Annotated in this window: 19 protein-coding genes; 7 read left to right on the top strand and 12 right to left on the bottom strand. The window is 71.4% G+C overall.

The window, feature by feature from the left end; genetic code table 11:
- Nucleotides 1–2 precede the first annotated feature (2 nt).
- Nucleotides 3–650, bottom strand: a complete 648-nt coding sequence (locus tag ACWF7A_RS06100) for a LiaF transmembrane domain-containing protein (protein WP_452249319.1) — start codon at nt 648–650, stop codon at nt 3–5.
- The gene (locus ACWF7A_RS06095; RefSeq protein ID WP_452249318.1) at nt 647–922 is read right to left on the bottom strand and encodes a DUF4342 domain-containing protein; all 276 of its coding nucleotides are present in this window, start codon (nt 920–922) and stop codon (nt 647–649) included. Before ACWF7A_RS06095 ends, ACWF7A_RS06100 begins: the two co-directional genes overlap by 4 nt.
- Nucleotides 923–1,210: 288 nt before the next feature.
- On the opposite strand from ACWF7A_RS06095, the gene ACWF7A_RS06090 reads away from it, so the two are divergent.
- Nucleotides 1,211–2,605 carry a wax ester/triacylglycerol synthase family O-acyltransferase gene (locus ACWF7A_RS06090; protein WP_452249317.1) on the top strand — a complete coding sequence of 465 codons (1,395 nt, stop codon included), beginning with the start codon at nt 1,211–1,213 and terminating at the stop codon, nt 2,603–2,605.
- On the opposite strand, the gene ACWF7A_RS06085 is transcribed toward ACWF7A_RS06090, so the two are convergent.
- The 4 genes from ACWF7A_RS06085 to ACWF7A_RS06070 are packed head-to-tail and all read right to left on the bottom strand — an operon-like array spanning nt 2,511 to nt 6,115.
- Complete coding sequence (locus ACWF7A_RS06085) at nt 2,511–3,602, bottom strand: ABC transporter permease (protein ID WP_452249316.1); 1,092 nt, start codon at nt 3,600–3,602, stop codon at nt 2,511–2,513. The genes ACWF7A_RS06090 and ACWF7A_RS06085 overlap by 95 nt on opposite strands.
- On the bottom strand, nt 3,599–4,768 hold the full coding sequence (locus ACWF7A_RS06080) for an ABC transporter permease (protein ID WP_452249315.1): 1,170 nt from the start codon (nt 4,766–4,768) through the stop codon (nt 3,599–3,601). The genes ACWF7A_RS06085 and ACWF7A_RS06080 overlap by 4 nt, the downstream gene beginning before the upstream one ends.
- Before the next feature lie 2 nt (nt 4,769–4,770).
- Entirely contained in the window at nt 4,771–5,694 is a 924-nt protein-coding gene (locus ACWF7A_RS06075) for an ATP-binding cassette domain-containing protein (RefSeq protein ID WP_452249314.1), read from the bottom strand.
- Nucleotides 5,651–6,115 (bottom strand): universal stress protein, encoded by a 465-nt coding sequence (locus tag ACWF7A_RS06070; protein WP_452249313.1) that lies wholly within the window; start codon nt 6,113–6,115, stop codon nt 5,651–5,653. Before ACWF7A_RS06070 ends, ACWF7A_RS06075 begins: the two co-directional genes overlap by 44 nt.
- A gap of 160 nt (nt 6,116–6,275) precedes the next feature.
- Between ACWF7A_RS06070 and ACWF7A_RS06065 the strand changes: the two genes are divergently transcribed.
- From ACWF7A_RS06065 to ACWF7A_RS06055, 3 genes are read left to right on the top strand one after another with little or no spacing between them, the layout of a single operon-like run.
- Nucleotides 6,276–6,962, top strand: a complete 687-nt coding sequence (locus ACWF7A_RS06065; RefSeq protein WP_452249312.1) for a CBS domain-containing protein — start codon at nt 6,276–6,278, stop codon at nt 6,960–6,962.
- Nucleotides 6,962–7,405, top strand: coding sequence for a universal stress protein (locus ACWF7A_RS06060; RefSeq protein ID WP_452249311.1), 444 nt, complete (start codon nt 6,962–6,964; stop codon nt 7,403–7,405). Before ACWF7A_RS06065 ends, ACWF7A_RS06060 begins: the two co-directional genes overlap by 1 nt.
- Nucleotides 7,402–7,617 (top strand): PLDc N-terminal domain-containing protein, encoded by a 216-nt coding sequence (locus ACWF7A_RS06055; RefSeq protein ID WP_452249310.1) that lies wholly within the window; start codon nt 7,402–7,404, stop codon nt 7,615–7,617. The genes ACWF7A_RS06060 and ACWF7A_RS06055 overlap by 4 nt, the downstream gene beginning before the upstream one ends.
- A 53-nt stretch (nt 7,618–7,670) precedes the next feature.
- Here the strand turns inward: ACWF7A_RS06055 and ACWF7A_RS06050 are convergent, their stop codons facing one another.
- From ACWF7A_RS06050 to ACWF7A_RS06035, 4 genes are all read right to left on the bottom strand, one after another.
- Nucleotides 7,671–7,988 (bottom strand): hypothetical protein, encoded by a 318-nt coding sequence (locus ACWF7A_RS06050; RefSeq protein ID WP_452249309.1) that lies wholly within the window; start codon nt 7,986–7,988, stop codon nt 7,671–7,673.
- Nucleotides 7,989–7,991: 3 nt separating this feature from the next.
- Nucleotides 7,992–8,330 carry a spore germination protein GerW family protein gene (locus ACWF7A_RS06045; RefSeq protein WP_452249308.1) on the bottom strand — a complete coding sequence of 113 codons (339 nt, stop codon included), beginning with the start codon at nt 8,328–8,330 and terminating at the stop codon, nt 7,992–7,994.
- Between the two features lie 102 nt (nt 8,331–8,432).
- Complete coding sequence (locus tag ACWF7A_RS06040; protein ID WP_452249307.1) at nt 8,433–9,515, bottom strand: acetate/propionate family kinase; 1,083 nt, start codon at nt 9,513–9,515, stop codon at nt 8,433–8,435.
- The gene (locus tag ACWF7A_RS06035) at nt 9,500–11,830 is read right to left on the bottom strand and encodes a phosphoketolase family protein (protein WP_452249306.1); all 2,331 of its coding nucleotides are present in this window, start codon (nt 11,828–11,830) and stop codon (nt 9,500–9,502) included. Before ACWF7A_RS06035 ends, ACWF7A_RS06040 begins: the two co-directional genes overlap by 16 nt.
- A gap of 153 nt (nt 11,831–11,983) precedes the next feature.
- On the opposite strand from ACWF7A_RS06035, the gene ACWF7A_RS06030 reads away from it, so the two are divergent.
- Nucleotides 11,984–12,286, top strand: coding sequence for an HPF/RaiA family ribosome-associated protein (locus ACWF7A_RS06030; protein ID WP_452249305.1), 303 nt, complete (start codon nt 11,984–11,986; stop codon nt 12,284–12,286).
- Nucleotides 12,287–12,343: 57 nt separating this feature from the next.
- Here the strand turns inward: ACWF7A_RS06030 and ACWF7A_RS06025 are convergent, their stop codons facing one another.
- Nucleotides 12,344–12,793, bottom strand: coding sequence for a universal stress protein (locus ACWF7A_RS06025; RefSeq protein ID WP_452249304.1), 450 nt, complete (start codon nt 12,791–12,793; stop codon nt 12,344–12,346).
- Nucleotides 12,794–12,919: 126 nt separating this feature from the next.
- Here ACWF7A_RS06025 and ACWF7A_RS06020 point away from each other — a divergent pair, with 126 nt between their 5' ends.
- A complete protein-coding gene (locus ACWF7A_RS06020) occupies nt 12,920–13,423 on the top strand; it encodes a universal stress protein (protein WP_452249303.1) in 504 nt (167 codons plus the stop codon).
- Nucleotides 13,420–15,990, top strand: a complete 2,571-nt coding sequence (locus tag ACWF7A_RS06015; protein ID WP_452249302.1) for a cation-translocating P-type ATPase — start codon at nt 13,420–13,422, stop codon at nt 15,988–15,990. Before ACWF7A_RS06020 ends, ACWF7A_RS06015 begins: the two co-directional genes overlap by 4 nt.
- On the opposite strand, the gene ACWF7A_RS06010 is transcribed toward ACWF7A_RS06015, so the two are convergent.
- Entirely contained in the window at nt 15,981–16,115 is a 135-nt protein-coding gene (locus ACWF7A_RS06010; RefSeq protein WP_452249301.1) for a hypothetical protein, read from the bottom strand. The genes ACWF7A_RS06015 and ACWF7A_RS06010 overlap by 10 nt on opposite strands.
- Between the last annotated feature and the right edge of the window lie 151 nt (nt 16,116–16,266).

Raw genomic sequence — 16,266 nt, 5'->3', positions numbered from 1 at the left:
GATCAGGACTTCGGCTGGTTCGCGACCTCGACCGCGCCGAACAGCGCGGTGCCGTTGACGGTCAGCACCGGCGCGTCGTCGCGCAGCCGCTCGTTGTCGGTCTTGTCGACGATTCCGCCCATGAACGGCAGGCCGCCCACGGAGACGCGCCACTCCTCCGGCACCAGCACCTCGACGCCACCGAAGAGAGCGAACGCGTCAACGCTGGCCTCGCCGTCGACGTGCGCCTGGCGCAGGTCGAGCGTGGCGCCACCGAAGATCGCGGAGACGTCGGCGTGCCGCAGGTGCTGTGCGCGTTCGCGAGTGGTGGTGCCGCTGAGGACCGCGATCGGTGTGCGCGTGCCGTGGTGCCTGCGCAGTCCGACGAGCACGGCGATCCCGGCGCACAGCAGCGCCGTCGGCACCAGGACGTCGCCGGTGGCCCACCCGAGAGAACCCGTCAGCAGCACCAGTCCCGCGAGCGTGATGACGGTGGGGCCGAACGAGATCCGGCGTTGCGCGGCCATCGCGACGGCACCGAGCCCCACCAGCGCGAGCGGCCACCAGCGTCCGATGGTCGCGCCGGAGTCGAGCACGTCCGTGGCGTCGAGGACGCCGAAGACACCGAGTGCCAGCAGCACCAGACCCACCCACACGCGGACGGGTCTCACGGCTCCGGCTCCTCCGGCGTGGTGCCGGTGCGGCGGTCGACCTCGATGGTCCACTCGCTCGCGAACGCGGCGACCGCGCCGATCGCTGTCACGACGGGGGCGGCGATCGCGGCGACGACGCCCGCGGTCACCGGGATCTCCATGACGGTGTGCCCCTTGTCGTTCTTGAGGATCAGACGCCGGACGTTGCCCTCGTGGATGAGCTCCTTGACCTTCTCGACGAGCGCTTCGCCGCGAAGCTTGCTCACCTTGGTCTCCTGCTCGACGGTCATGTCTGTCTCCCTTCCACCACCACCCTCTCGCCGGGAGCTCGGCGGTGGCAGTGTCCTTCGGTCCTCTCCGACCGGTCCGTCGGCCCCCGCGCGCACCGGGACAGGGCCTGACCACCGTGCCGCGGTGGCGACGGTCGCGGATGTGGTCCTTGCGACGAACTCCGGCGGCGTGCTGGTCGCCCGGTGGGTTCTGTCGTCCGCGCGTGCGCGCGGGCAGGGCCGAAGTGCTCGTGCGGCACGGGGCGCCGGGCCGTGGCGCACCGGGTTCTTCCTCGCTGCACTGGGTTCATGGACCACCTGAGCCCGCTCGACGCGGCGTTCCTCGACATCGAGGACGCGGATCCGCACGCCTGTCTCGCGATCGCCTCGGTGGCGGTGGCCGAGGGCCCGGCCCCGAGCCAGGACGAGTTCCTGGCGTTCATCCGCGCCAAGCTGCCCGTGCTGCCGCGCGCCCGGCAGAAGCTCGTCCGCGTCCCGCTGGATCTGGGCACGCCGGGGTGGGAGGACGATCCGGCCTTCACGCTGGCCTACCACGTGCGGCGCACCGCGTTGCCGGCGCCGGGCGGCGACGCGGAGCTGTCCGCGCTGATCGCGCGCGTCATGGGGCAGCGCCTGGACCGCGACCGCCCGCTGTGGGAGTACTGGGTGGTCGAAGGGCTCGAGGGCGGCCGCTGGGCGATCGTCGCCAAGGTGCACCACTGCCTGGTCGACGGCGTGGGCGGCACGATGCTCTACGACGTGCTGTACGGCGACGCGCCCCCGCCGGACCCCGCACAGGACGAGGAACCGGGTCTGCTCGCGTTGCTGGCCGCGGCGGTGACGTCGCCGGTGCGCTCCGCGCGGCTGGTCGCGTCTGCGGTGAGCGGGTTGGTCTCGCTCGTGGGTTCCCTGTTGCCGGTGCACGCCTCGTCGTTGTTCGGCCCGCTCGGCACCGCACGGCACTACCGGATCGTGCGCGCCTCACTGGCAGAGGTGAAGGAGGTCGCGCACGCGTTCGGCGTGACCGTCAACGACGTGGTGCTCGCGGCGGTCAGTTTCGCGTATCGCACCGTGCTGCTCGCACGGGGAGAGAAACCGGATCCGGAGAGCGTGCGGACGATGGTGCCCGTGTCGGTGCGCGGCAATCGCAGGATGGACAACCAGGTCAGCGTCCGGCTGGCGTTCCTGCCGGTCGGCACCGAGGACGTCGTGGACGCGCTTTCCCTTGTGCACGACAGGTTCACCGCGCTCAAGAAGGGCAACGAGGCAGAGGCGGGACACGCGGTCACCGAGTTGGCGCGGTACGAACCGTTCGCGCCGCTGTCGTGGAGCATCCGGTTCGGGGCGATGCTGCCGCAACGCAGCATCGTGACGGTGACCACGAACGTGCCGGGGCCGAGGAAGCCGTTGAGCGTGCTGGGCCGCCCGATCGTCGAGATCCTGCCCTACGTGCCGATCGCCGTGCGGATCAGGACGGGCGTCGCGGTGCTCTCCTACACCGACCGCCTCAGCATCGGTATCACCGCCGACTACGACAGCAACCCGGACGTGGACGTGCTGGCGAGTGCGTTGCACAACGCACTCGCCGAGCTGGTGAGCGCGGCCCGGCTCAAGCAGTCACCGCCCGCCGCAACCTCCAGGAGCCGAGCAGGAACAGCACGGCGGCGAACCCGAGCAGCACGCCCAGGTGCGGCACCACGGTGAGGAGATCACCGCCGCGGCGGGTGAGCGCCGCGAACCCGTCGGCCGCCCAGCCGTGCGGCGTCAAGAAGGCGACGGTGTGCAGCGCGGGACTGAAGAACTCGACCGGCACCATGCACCCGCCGAACGCCGCGAGGCTCAGCCCGAGCAGGATGCCCGCACCCGTGCTCTGCTGCTGAGTGCGGCACAACGAGCCGACGAGCAGGCCCGCGCCACCGGACACCAGTGCGAACGCGCCCAGCAACGCGGCGGCGCCCAGCGGGTCGCCCCAGCGCACGCCGAACAGCAGCGCCGCGCCGACGAGCACGATCAGCCCCTGCAACAACGCGATCACGACCCGGCCCAGCGCCTCGCCGGCCACCACGACACGAGCCGGCGTCGGGGTGGCGAGCATGCGCCGCGTGACGCCGAGCGCGCGGGACTCGACCAGCGCGGCCGAGGTGGTGAGCGCGTTGAGGAACGTGAACAGCACGAGCTGGTTGGCCGCGCCCAGGTCGAACCCCGAGAAGTCCTGGGGGAACAACGCCTCACCCGTGGTGCTGGTGCGCACCTCGACCGGCTCCACCCGGATGGAGTTCACAACGGACAGTGCGGCGGCGCGATCGAGTCCCGTGTGGGACGCGACGAAGTCACCGGACGCGGACCGGTTCGCCTCCCTCGTGAGCGTCGTCGTGACGAGCATCCGCAGCTGCTGACCCGTGCGGTCGGGCCGCACCAGCATCCTGGGCGTGCTCGTGCGCACCAGCCCGGCGCTCACCTCGCCGTGCTCGACGGCCGCGCGCAACGACGCCTCGTCAGCGAAGTCCTGGACCCGCAACGAGGGTTCGGCGCGCAGGGCACCGGCGTCGCCCACCACGCCGAGCAGCGGGGTGGTGGCTCCGCCGAACGAGGCGCCGATGACGAAGACCAGCATCATCGGCAGAGCCACCAGGAAGAACAGGCCGGTGCGGTCGCGCATCACCCGCACCAGGTTCATCCAGGCGATCGAGAGGATCTTCACGGTCGCACCACCTTCCGGAACAGCAGCAGGGCCAGGGCACCGGTGACCGCGGCGAACGCGGTCATGGCGGCGACCGAGGGCAGCACGGCGGCCACCCCGCCACCGGCGAGATCGGCGAGTCCGCGCAGGAACCAGCGGTGCGGCGTCACGAGACTGAGCACCTCCAGCACGCGGCCCGCCTGCGCCACCGGGAAGAACGCGCCGCCGAGCGCGCCGAGCACGATCGCGACGACGGCCTGCCAGCCACCTGCCTGCTCCGCCGTCTTCGCGAGGGAGGCCACGACCGCCATCGCCCCGGTGGCGGCCAGCACCCCGGACAGCACGAGCAGTCCGACACCGGCCGGATGCCCCCAGCGCGCGCCCATCAGCAGTGACGACGCCACGATCAGCACAGTTGTGCTCAGCACGCCGATGACGACGCTCGTGAGCAGCTTGCCCGCGAGGATCGACGACCGGCGCACGGGTGCGGCGAGCAGCCGCGCCAGCGTGCCGGTCCGGCGTTCGTCGAGCAGCCCGGTGACGCCGGACTGCACGGCGAAGAACAGGAAGAACACCGCCATGCCCGCCGAGTACTGGGTCTTCGGGTCGAGCTGACGGCGGCTCGTGGTGTCCTCGGCGACGACGGTCGACGGCAGCGCGGCCGCCGCTTCCACCACCAGTTCGGCCGGTGGCGTGGTCACTCCCGAGTGGACGGTCGCCGCCACGGCGAGCCGCACCGCCGCCAGCCGGCCCGTGTAGGCCTCGGCGAGCGAACGGGCGACCTGCGTGCCGGTCGGAGCGTCGACGTCGCCGACGACCTCGATCCGCGCGGCACGGCCAGCGGCCACGTCCTCGGTGAGTCCTTCCGGCAGCAGGAACGCCGCTGTCGCCTCGCCTTCGTCCACCCAGGCCCTCGCCTCGGCCGCGGACGACGCGGTGCGGATCTCGATCGCGCCCGACGCCGCCGCGCCGTGCAGCACCTCGCCGGTGAACGTCGTGGCGACGACACCGCGGTCGGAGTCGGCGACGGCGTAGCGGAACACCTCGCCGTCGCCGCCGATGTTGCCCAGGATCAACGTGAACACGCCGGCGAGACCGAGCGGCAGCACGAGCGCGAGCACGTAGGCCGTGCGGTCGCGGGCTCGTTCGCGCAGGTCGCGAAGGGCGATCAGCAGTGCGTGCCGCATGGTCACTCCCGCAGAGCTTTGCCGGTGAGGTGCAGGAAGACGGTCTCCAGGTTCGGCTCGTCGACCTCCACCGAGCGCACCACGACGCCGTTGGAGGTGACCGCCGACAGCACGACGGGCAGGCATTCCCGTGCGTCGTCCACGACGAGTTCGACACCGTTCCCGTGCACCGCCACGTTCTTCACGTCGCGGAGGCCGCCGAGCAGTGACGCGGCGTGGGCGAGATCTCCGTCCAGCAGCAACGAGATCCGGTCCCGTTCGCCGAGCTTCTCCACCAGCTCCCGGCGGGTTCCCTCGGCGACGATCCGCCCGGAGTCGATCACGCCGACCCTGTCGCAGAGCCGTTCGGCCTCCTCCATGTAGTGCGTGGTGTAGAGGATCGCCATGCCCTCGGCGGCGAGCGCCCGGACGTTGTCCATGATCTGGTTGCGGCTCTGCGGGTCGACGCCCGCGGTGGGCTCGTCGAGCACCAGCAGGCGAGGTTCGTGCAGCAGCCCGATCGCCACGTTCAGCCGGCGTTTCATCCCGCCGGAGTACTCGCGGGCCAGGTCGCCCGCCCGGTCGGTCAGGCCGACCACGTCGAGCACGTGGTCGACGCGGGAACGGGCGGCGCCGTAGAGGCTCGCGAAGAACCGCAGGTTCTCGCGGCCGGTGAGGTCGGGGTAGAGGGCGAGTTCCTGCGGCACGTAGCCGACCAGCCTCTTCGCGGCCACGGCGCGCGGCGACATGGGCAGGCCGGCGACGACGACCTCACCGGCGTCCGGTTCGAGCACGCCGGTGATCATCGAGATCGTCGTGGTCTTGCCGGCGCCGTTGGGCCCGAGCAGACCGTAGGTCTCGCCCTCGGCGATCGTGAACGAGACGTCGTCGACGGCCTGGACGTCACCGAACCTGCGGCTCAGGCCGGAGCATGAGAGGACCGTCATGGTGCGCTCCTTCCAACGGGACCACGACGACGGGGCACCGGGCGTGCCGCAGGCAGTAGCTCGTGACCGAGCTCATGACCAGCACGTCCGTCCGGTAGTAACCGTGTTCGCCGACGACGAGGCAGGCCGCGCCCGCGGAACGTGCCACCAGGACCGGACCCGCCACGCCCTGCGGCACCTCCGTGTCGATGCGCACGTCGAGCACCGCCGGCCCGAGCGACTCCAAAGCGGTCTCCAGGTCGTGGCGGTGCCTCGCGCTGAACGCCTCGGTTCCTTCCTCGACCGAAGGGTTCAGTTGACAGACCGACAGCGCCAGCACGGACGCGTCCGTGCGCTTGGCCTCCGCGACTGCCCAGGCGAGTGCGCTCCGCGCGGCGGGAGAGCCGTCGACCCCGACGACGATGAGGGATTCGTCCTTCATGATCTGCTCCTCGGGTGGTTTCTTCGATCAGCGTGCCCAGACCGCGCTGCCCCGCGCAGAGCCCTTCGTCCCGTCCCCTCACCGGCTTTCGCACGTGTCGCGTGCTCCGGCGCGGATGAACGCTGGGAGTGGGAAACCCGACGACTTGCGGAGGACTGCCATGCGCGAACCCACCGTGGCCTCACTGATGACCGCCGAGGTCGTCGGTGCGAGCCCTGACACCTCGTTCCAGGACCTCGTGCGGCTGCTGGAGGACAACAGGATCAGCGCGGTACCGGTGGTCGAGGACGACCGGCCCGCGGGCGTGGTCTCGGAGGCGGACCTGCTGCCGAAGGAGGAGTTCCGCGCGGGTGCCGAGGAGCCGCCTGGACTCTTCGCCGGACGGGCGGAGAAGCACCGCTGGGCGAAGTCCTCCGGGCTCACCGCGCGGGACGTCATGACCTCGCCGGTGCTGACGACGACCCCTGACACCCCGGCGAGCCGGGCGGCCCGCGAACTCGCGAAGGCGGGGGTGCGCAGGCTGTTCGTGGTCGACGGCGACGGCGTGCTGGTCGGAGTGCTGTCCCGGCGGGACCTGCTGTCGCTGTTCGTGCGGGAGGACGCCGACCTGCGCCGCGAGATCCAGGACGAGGTGTTCGGCCGGACGCTGTGGGTCGACCCGATGACGATCGGCGTCACCGTCGTCGGAGGCGTCGTCACGTTGAGCGGCCGTCTCGAGCGGCGCAGCGAGATCGAGATCGCGGAGCACGTCGTGCGATCGATTCCCGGCGTCGTGGAGGTCCACAACAACCTGCGGTCGGAGTGGGACGACTCCAAGCCGCCGCGGCAGACCGAGATCTTCGGCTGATGGCCGGCTCGATCGTGGTCGGGGTCGACGGCTCGCCGGTCTCGAAGGCGGCTCTGCGCTGGGCTGTGGACGAGGCGGTGCGGCGGGACTGCGACGTGGCGGCGATAGCGGTGTGGCACCGCGACGACGGTGTCGTCTCCGGTCCCGTGCCGGTGGAGGTGGCCGCGCAGTTGTCCGAGCAGCACCAGAAGTCCTTCGGGCAGAAGGCCCTGGACGAGGCGTTGTACGACATCGGGAACGTCGGCGTGCGCATCCGTCCCGCCCTTCTCGAGGGTGATCCGCGGAGCGTGCTCGTGACCGCGTCCGCGGACGCCGACCTGCTCGTCGTCGGCAACCGCGGGCACGGCGCGGTCGCCCAGGCGCTGTTCGGCTCCGTCAGCACACACTGCCTGCACCACGCGGCGTGCCCAGTCGTGGTCGTGAAGGAGGCGAAGACCGGATGACGAGAAAGCGGTGGAGCGAGCTGACTCCGTGGCAGCGCAGGACGGCGGTGGCCACCGGTGTGGTCGAGGCCGCGCTCGCGGCGGCGGCGTGGACCGACCTGGCACTGCGGCCCACCCAGTTCGTGCGCGGCAGGAAACTGTGGTGGGCACTGGCGATCCTGATCAACTTCGTCGGCCCGGTCGCCTACTTCCGCTGGGGCAGGAAGGCCTGACCCCCGCAAGCGGGACGGCGGTGCGGCGAGGTCCTCTCCGCACCGCCGTCCGCTCAGGCGGCCCTGGACGCCTTACGGCGCTTCGGAGACACCCGCCGCCCGTGACCCAGGACGGTGTGCAGCAGTCCGATCCCCGCCACGAACCCGAAGTCGTACCAGTTGCCGTTGTTGCGCACCTCGTAGATGTTCACGTTGTCCGTGAACAACGAGATGAAGAACGTGACCGGGTAGATGAGCCCGTGCCACACCCCGCGCCAGAACCCCGCGACCGGCACACCGTCCACCGAGGACGCCACGTTCGGTCCGGCCGCGCACGCCGTGGCGACGAGCGCCACGGCCAGGAGCACCACCCACGTCCGGCGGGCGGGCACGGCTCAGTCCTCGCGTCGCGGTCGGAGCGCGCGTGCGACGACCAGAAGCGCGGCGACGGCCACCGCACCGGACACGGCCACCAGCCTGTTCACGTCGACCGCGGGCTTCCAGCGCAGTTCACCGTGGTCGATGACGTAGGCCCCGGCCGGCTTCGCGTTGATGCCGAACCCTCCGCCCTCACCCTCCTGGCCCTTCTCGTCCTTCCCCGTGCCGCCGCCGGCACCACCCGCGACCGTGGCGGCGGGGATCACGGTGATCCCGTCCCGCTCGACGGGCTCGGCGTAGACGGTGCGTGCTTCCAGGGACTCCCTGGTCTTGCCCATGATCTCGGCGATCTTCATCGTCGCTCCTTCGACGTCGGGCTGACGGTTCCAGCCTCGGACTCGCGGAGAACGGGGGACAGGGCCTCAGGTCCCCGTGCCGCTGAGCCTCAAGCCCCGCGATCACCGCAGCGCGGCGCGGGTCTGCTCCGCGATCTCCAGGTCCTCCCTGGCCGGCACGACCCACACCCCGACACGGGACCCGTCCCGGCTGACGCGGCCCGGCTCGCTGTTGCGGTCCGCGTCCACGGTGATGCCGAGGAACTCCAGCCCCGCGGCGGTGTCGGCGCGCACCACGCTGTCGTGCTCACCCACGCCCCCGGTGAAGACGAGCAGGTCGATGCCGCCCAGTGACGCGGTCATGGAGGCGATGCCCTGCCGCAACCGGTGCACGTACACGTCGAGGGCGAGTGCCGCGCGCTGGTCTCCCGACTCGGCCGCCCTGCGCACGTCGCGCAGGTCTCCGCCGACGCCGGACAGGCCCGTCAGCCCGGCCCGGTGTTCCAGTCCGTCCTCCAGCGCGTCGAGCGACAGCCCCTTCCGCTGCAGCCACACCAGCAGACCGGGATCCACGTCACCGCTGCGTGTCGCCATCACCAGGCCCGCCAGGGGAGTGAAGCCCATCGTCGTGTCGACCGACCGTCCACTCGCGACGGCCGCGAGCGAGGCGCCGGCGCCGAGGTGGCAGCTGACCACACGGACACCAGGTGTGCCCGCCAGTTCCGCCGCGCGCCTGGCGGCGTAGGAGTGCGACAGCCCGTGGAACCCGTAGCGGCGCGGCTCCCAGCGACGTTGCCACTCTTCCGGGATGGCGTAAGTCGTCGCGGCGGCGGGCATCGTGGCGTGGAACGCCGTGTCGAAGCACGCGACGTGAGGGACGTTCCCCATGAGTTCGTACGCTGCGTCGATGCCCGCCAGCGCACGGGGCTGGTGCAACGGCGCGAGCGCGGTGAGCGCCTTGATCCCGCCGCGCACCTCGTCGTCGATCAGGGTGGCGGCGGTGAAGGCCGATCCGCCGTGCACCACGCGGTGCCCCACGGCGTCGGCGGGCGGCGCGTGGTCGAGGAAGTCCCGCAAGGGCCCGGTGTCGCCGTTCCAGCGCTCGACCTGGTGCTCGGCGAGAACGGTGCCGTCCTCGCCGAGCAGGCCGAGCTTCAGGCTCGAGGAGCCCGCGTTCACCACCAGGACGTTCACTGCCAGGTCCACTCGCGGATCTCGGGCAGGTCCTCGCCGTGCTCGCGGATCCAGGCGTGGTGGCGGGTGCGCTGGTCCTGCATGAACTGCCGCAGCCTCGCCGCCTTCGGCCCGAGTCCGGGCACCCGGTCGACCACGTCGATCACCAGGCGATAGCGGTCCATGTCGTTGAGCACCAGCATGTCGAACGGCGTGGTCGTGGTTCCTTCCTCCTTGTAGCCGCGGACGTGGAAGTTGTGGTGGTTGGTGCGCCGGTAGGTCAGCCGGTGGATCAGCCACGGATAACCGTGGTAGGCGAAGAGAACCGGCCGGTCGGCGGTGAACAGGGCGTCGAACTCGCGGTCCGGCATGCCGTGCGGGTGCTCGGTCTCGGGCTGCAGCCGCATCAGGTCCACGACGTTCACCACGCGGACGCGCAGTTCCGGCAGGTGTTCGCGCAGCAGACGGGCCGCGGCGAGCACCTCGACCGTGGGCGCGTCACCCGCGCAGGCGAGCACGACGTCGGGTTCGCTGACACCGTCGTCCGTGCTGGCCCACTCCCAGATTCCGGCGCCGCGGGTGCAGTGCAGCACGGCCTCCTCGGGGTCGAGCCAGTCCGGCGTCTCGTTCTTGCCGGCCACCACGACGTTCACGTAGTCCCTGCTGCGCAGGCAGTGGTCGGCCACCGCGAGCAACGTGTTGGTGTCCGGCGGCAGGTAGACGCGCACGACCTCGGCCTTCTTGTTCATCACGTGGTCGATGAAGCCGGGATCCTGGTGGGAGAAGCCGTTGTGGTCCTGGCGCCACACGTGCGAGCTGAGCAGGTAGTTCAGCGACGCGACGGGCCTGCGCCACTCCAGCTTCTTGTGCGTCTTGAGCCATTTGGCGTGCTGGTTGAACATCGAGTCGACGATGTGGATGAACGCCTCGTAGCAGTTGAACAGCCCGTGCCGGCCGCTGAGCAGATAACCCTCCAGCATGCCCTGGCACAGGTGCTCGGACAGCACCTCGATCACCCGGCCGTCGTGGACGAGGTGCTCGTCCACCGGCAAGGTCTCCGCCTGCCACTGCTTCCCGGTCACCTCGAACAGGGCGCCGAGGCGGTTGGAGGCCGTCTCGTCCGGCCCGAAGACGCGGAAGTTCCGCTTGTCCGCGTTGAGGGTGACGATGTCGCGCAGCATCCGGCCGAGCACCCTGGTCGGTTCGGAGTGCGTCGTGCCGTGCTTGCTCACCTCGACGGCGTGAGCACGAACGCCGGGCATCTTCAGCTCCCTCACCAGCAGCCCACCGTTGGCGTGCGGCGTCGAGCCCATGCGCCGGTCTCCGTCGGGGGCGAGGGCGAGGAGCTCCGGTCGTGGAGCGCCGTCGTCGCCGAACAGCTCTGCTGGCCGGTAACTGAGCAGCCACTCCTCCAGTTGCCGCAGGTGTTCCGGGTTGTCCCGCACACCGGCCAGCGGCACCTGGTGCGCCCGCCACGTGTTCTCGACCGGCACCCCGTCCACTTCGGACGGACCGGTCCAGCCCTTGGGGCTGCGCAGCACGATCATCGGCCATGTCGGCCGGTCCTGCGACCCCTTGATCCGCCCGATCTCGTCGACGACCTGGTCCAGCACCTCGGCCATCCGCGCGTGCATCGCTGCCGGTTCGTCGCCCTCCACGTAGAAGGGCGCGTAGCCGTAGCCGCGCAGCAACGCGTCCAGCTCGTCGTGCGGGATCCTGGCCAGCAGAGCGGGGTTGGCGATCTTGTAGCCGTTGAGGTGCAGGATCGGCAGCACCACACCGTCCCGCTGGGGGTGGAGGAACTTGCCCGCGTGCCAGCTGGCCGCGAGCGGTCCCGTCTCCGCCTCCCCGTCGCCGACCACGCACGCCACGATCAGGTCGGGGTTGTCCAGCGCGGCGCCGAACGCGTGCGCGAGCGAGTACCCGAGCTCCCCGCCCTCGTGGATGGAACCGGGCACCTCGGGTGCCACGTGGCTCGGCACGCCTCCGGGGAAGGAGAACTGCCGGAACAACCTGCGCATGCCCTCCGCGTCGCGCGGCACGTCCGGGTGTGTTTCGCTGTAGGAACCCTCCAGCCACGTGTTGGCGAGCAGGGCGGGGCCGCCGTGGCCGGGCCCGGTGACGAACAGGACGTCGAGGCCGCGTTCCCTGATGACCCGGTTGAGGTGGGCGTAGACGAAGTTCAGGCCGGGCGTGGTGCCCCAGTGGCCGAGCAGCCTCGGCTTGATGTGCTCCGGCGCCAGCGGCTCGCTCAGCAACGGGTTGTCCATGAGGTAGATCTGGCCCGCGGACAGGAAGTTCGCGGCTCGCCAGTACGCGTCGACCAGCGACAGGTCGGCGTGGGACATCTCGCACTCCTCTGCTCGGTGTGCCTTCACGATCCTGACCTGATCGATCAGGGAACAGGGACCCAGGTCCCTGCCCGCACGGCCCCTTGGCACCTGTCGCGAGGTGATCGAGTTCGACGACAGTGCACCCATCAGGACCATGGAGGTGTTTCGATGAAGCACGCAGGCGCGACCGAGATCGGCAACGTCGTGGTGGAGCTCGGTGACCGGGTACCCGCCGAGGCCCGGCAGTACGCGCACGACAAGATCGCACCGCTCAGCCGGTACGCACCCGCGCCGGTGCCGTTCGCGCAGGTGCGGCTGACCAGGCCGGGGCCGCGCACGATCGCGGTGCGGGTGAACCTCGACGTGAACGGCGTCTCGGTGCCCGCGCAGGCCGAGGCCGCCACGTTCACCGAGGCGGTGGACCAGGTGCACGACCAGCTGCACAGCCGTCTGCTGAAGATGCACAACTGACCACCGGACACGCCGAAGGGCGCTTCCCTCGAGGAGAAGCGCTCTTCGGCATGAGGTCTACTCGTGCACTGCGTGAGGTGGGATCACGACTACCGGGCATTCGGCGTGCTTGAGGCAATGCGCGGTGACGCTGCCGAGGAGCGCTCCCACCAGAGGCCCGTGTCCGCGGGTGCCCAGCACGAGCAGGTCGGCGTGGCGTGAAGCGCGCACGAGCGCGTCCGCCGCCTGGCCCACGACCGTGGTCTCCACGACTTCGGGCGCCGCGGGCACCGCGGCCCGCATGTCCAGCACGGCCGTGTGCAGCTCCTGGGCGGGATGCCGCTGCGGCTTCTCCCGGTAGGGGTGCATCCCCATCGAGGTCGCCGGGACGAAGGCGTCCTCGTGTTGCCAGGCCAGCACGGCCTCCACCTGGGCGCCGGTCCACCTCGCCTGGTTCAGCGCCCACTTCAGCGCGGCGCGGGACGACGTGGTGCCGTCCACTCCCACCATGATCACTCGTCGTCTCATCGGGCTCTCCCATCGCTCCCCACGAGCGTGCGGCAGCATCCGATGTGGTGGCAGGGACCAAAGGCACGTCGCCGCCGTGCCCATGCGCACTGCCTCGTCGTGCCACGGCCAGTGACGCTGGACCACATGAGCGATTCCGAACCCAAGCCCGTCGTCGTCGGCGTGGACGGGTCACCCGCCTCCCTGGCGGCGCTGAGCTGGGCCGCCGACGAGGCCCGCCGCCGCGGCCGTCCGCTCGTGGTGATCTCGGCCTGGTACCGCGAACCCGGCATCGTGATCGGCCCCCTGCCCGCCGAGATCGGCATGGAGCTGACCCCGCAACGTCTGGAAGCCGCCCAGCACGCCGTGCTCGACCACGCCGTCAAGGACATCGCCGACGTCGAGTTGCGCACGGTGGTGGTCCACGGGGATCCGCGCGCGGAACTCACCCAGGCCTCCGGTGACGCCGAGTTGCTCGTCGTCGGCAACCGCGGCCACGGCCCGGTCGTCGAGATGATCCTCGGCTCGGTCAGCTCGTACTGCGTCCACCACGCCCGGTGCCCCGTCGTGGTGGTGAAAGAGCCTCGCAAGCACCAGGAGGACCACGGCGAGGCCGTCCGTCCGCCGCTGACCCCGGGGCCGTCGCTATGACTCTCGCGAGCACCGGCCTCTCGTCGGCGGAGGCGGCGCGCCGGCTGCACGACGACGGCCGGAACGTCCTGCCCCGGACCCGGCGGCGGCATCCGCTGCTGTTGCTGGTGGAGCAGCTCGTCCACTTCTTCGCCCTGATGCTGTGGGTGGCCGCGGTGCTCGCGCTCGTCGCGGGCATGCCCGCACTGGCGGTCGCGATCGTCGTCGTGGTGGTGCTGAACGGGGTGTTCGCGTTCGCCCAGGAGTACCGCGCCGATCGCGCCGCACAACGACTGCGCGACTTGATGCCGTTGCGCGCAACGGTGCGGCGCGACGGCCAGCTGCACGAGGTGGACGCCGCGGAGCTCGTCGTCGGCGACGAGCTCGTCCTGGAGGCCGGAGCGCGGGTCTGCGCCGACGGTGAGGTGCTGACGTCGGCGGGGCTCGCCGTCGACGAGTCGATGCTGACCGGTGAGAGCGTGCCGGTCAGACCCGTTGCGGGGCAACAGGTCCACGCGGGAACCTACGTCACCGAAGGCGAGTCGGCCGTGGTGGTGACCGCGACCGGCGTGCACACCGAGCTCGCGGGCATCGCCGCGCTGACCCAGGAGGCGAAGCCGCCCCGCAGCCCCCTCGCCGGGCAGCTGCACCGGGTGGTGGTGGTCGTCGCGGTGCTCGCGATCGCGGTGGGCGTGCTGTTCTTCGGGGTCTCCGTGCTGCTCGGGCTGTCGCTCACCGAGGCCTTCCTGTTCGCCGTCGGTGTCACCGTCGCACTGGTCCCCGAAGGGCTGTTGCCGACCGTGACGCTCTCGCTGGCCCGCGCGGCACAGACGATGGCCACCCGCAACGCGTTGGTGCGCAGGCTCGACGCCGTGGAGACGCTCGGCGCGACGACGTTCATCTGCACGGACAAGACCGGCACGCTGACCCGCAACGAGATGTCGGTCGTGCACGTCTGGACACCGGTCGGCGAGGTGACCGTGCACGGCGACGGCTACGAGCCCACGGGCACGGTGACCGGCTCGTCCGAGGCGGTCGACCGGGTGCGTGCCTTGGCGAGCACCGCCAAGCGGTGCTCGCCGACCGCCCACGTGCGACAGCACGACGACACCTGGCTCCCGGTCGGCGACCCGATGGAGGTCGCGCTGCACGTCCTCGCCGGCCGGGTCGGTGTCGACGGTCCTTCGGCGGACGCCGTCCGGTTCCCGTTCGACCCCCGGCGCCGCCGTTCGTCGGTCGTGGACTCCGACGGCGTGCACGTGACCGGTGCCCCGGACTCGGTGCTTCCCCTGTGCGGCCCGGTACCCGCCGCCGACGGCGAGATCGCCGCCCTGGCCCGGCGCGGGCTGCGCGTGCTCGCGGTGGCCCGCAGGCCGGCGCGTCCGGACGACGAGACGTCCTGGGAGCACGCGGAACGTGACCTGGAGCTGCTCGGCCTCGTGGGTCTGCAGGACCCGCCGCGCGACGACGTCGCGGAGGCCATCACGGCGTGCCGGTCGGCGGGCATCCGCATCGCCATGATCACCGGCGACCACCCCGCGACCGCGCGGGCGATCGCCGAGCAGGTGGGTCTGCTCGGTCCGGACGAACTGGTGCTGGAGGGTTCGGCGTTGCCCACCGACCCGGACGAGCTCGGCTCGCTGCTGGACCACGACGGTGTCGTGGTCGCCCGTGTCACGCCCGCGGACAAGCTGCGCATCGCCCAGGCCCTGCAGCGCAGGGGCCACGTCGTCGCGATGACCGGCGACGGCGTGAACGACGGCCCCGCCCTGCGGGCGGCGGACATCGGTGTCGCGATGGGCGCGTCCGGCACCGACGTGGCACGCGAGGCCGCCGACCTGGTGCTGCTGGACGACCACTTCGGCACCATCGTCGCCGCGGTGGAGCTGGGCCGCGCCACGTTCGCGAACATCCGCCGGTTCCTGACCTACCACCTCACCGACAACGTCGCCGAGCTGACGCCGTTCGTGGTGTGGGCGTTGTCCGGAGGCTCGATCCCTCTCGCGATCACGGTGCTCCAGGTGCTCGCCCTGGACATCGGCACCGACCTGACGCCGGCACTCGCACTCGGCGCGGAGCCACCGAACTCCCGCACCATGCGGGGCCGCCTGCGCACCGGCTCGCTCATCGACGCCTCGCTGGTGCGCAGGGTGTTCGGCGTGCTCGGCCCCGCCGAGGCACTGGTGTCGATGACGGCGTTCCTTGTGGTGCTGCTCGTGGGCGGCTGGCGGCTGGGAGCCACTCCGGACGCGGCACTGCTCGCGACCGCCTCCGGCACGGCGTTCACCGCCATCGTGCTCGGCCAGCTGGCCAACGCCTACGCGTGCCGCAGCGCCGCGCGGCCTGTGACGTGGAAGCGGTTGTGGGGCAACAGGCTGCTGCTCTGGGCGGTGGGGTTCGAGCTCGTCGTGCTGGTCGTGTTCCTGTTCGTGCCACCACTTCCCGCACTGCTCGGCGGGCGTGCCCCCAGCGCACTGGGCTGGGTGCTCGCCGCGGCGACGGTGCCCGCCGTCCTGCTGGCGGACGCGGCGGCGAAAGCCGTGCTGGTGCGCAGGCAGGCGCCGCGTCGTCGGGTCTCTCAGCCGTGACCGATGAGGTCGGCGACCTCGCCGGGGTGCGCGGCGGGGCTGGTGGACCGGACACCGTTGCTCCAGCCGAGGTCCTCGCGCCAGCGCAGCACCGGTCCCCGGCCCGTGACCACCTCGCCGCACATGGGGCGCGACGGTGAGAGTTCCAGCACGACCTGGGTGACGTCGACGCCCCCCCCCCCCCCGGGCGGGACCAACCCCCCGAAATATAATGTGTAGGCCAACCCGGGGCCCGCGGGGACCCGGGTGTGGACCGGGGGCCCCCAACAGGCCCCG

The sequence above is a fragment of the Lentzea sp. NPDC055074 genome, assembly GCF_053608005.1.
The sequence above is the reverse complement of the archived record's forward strand: the minus strand, read 5'-3'. Positions and strand labels throughout refer to the sequence as shown.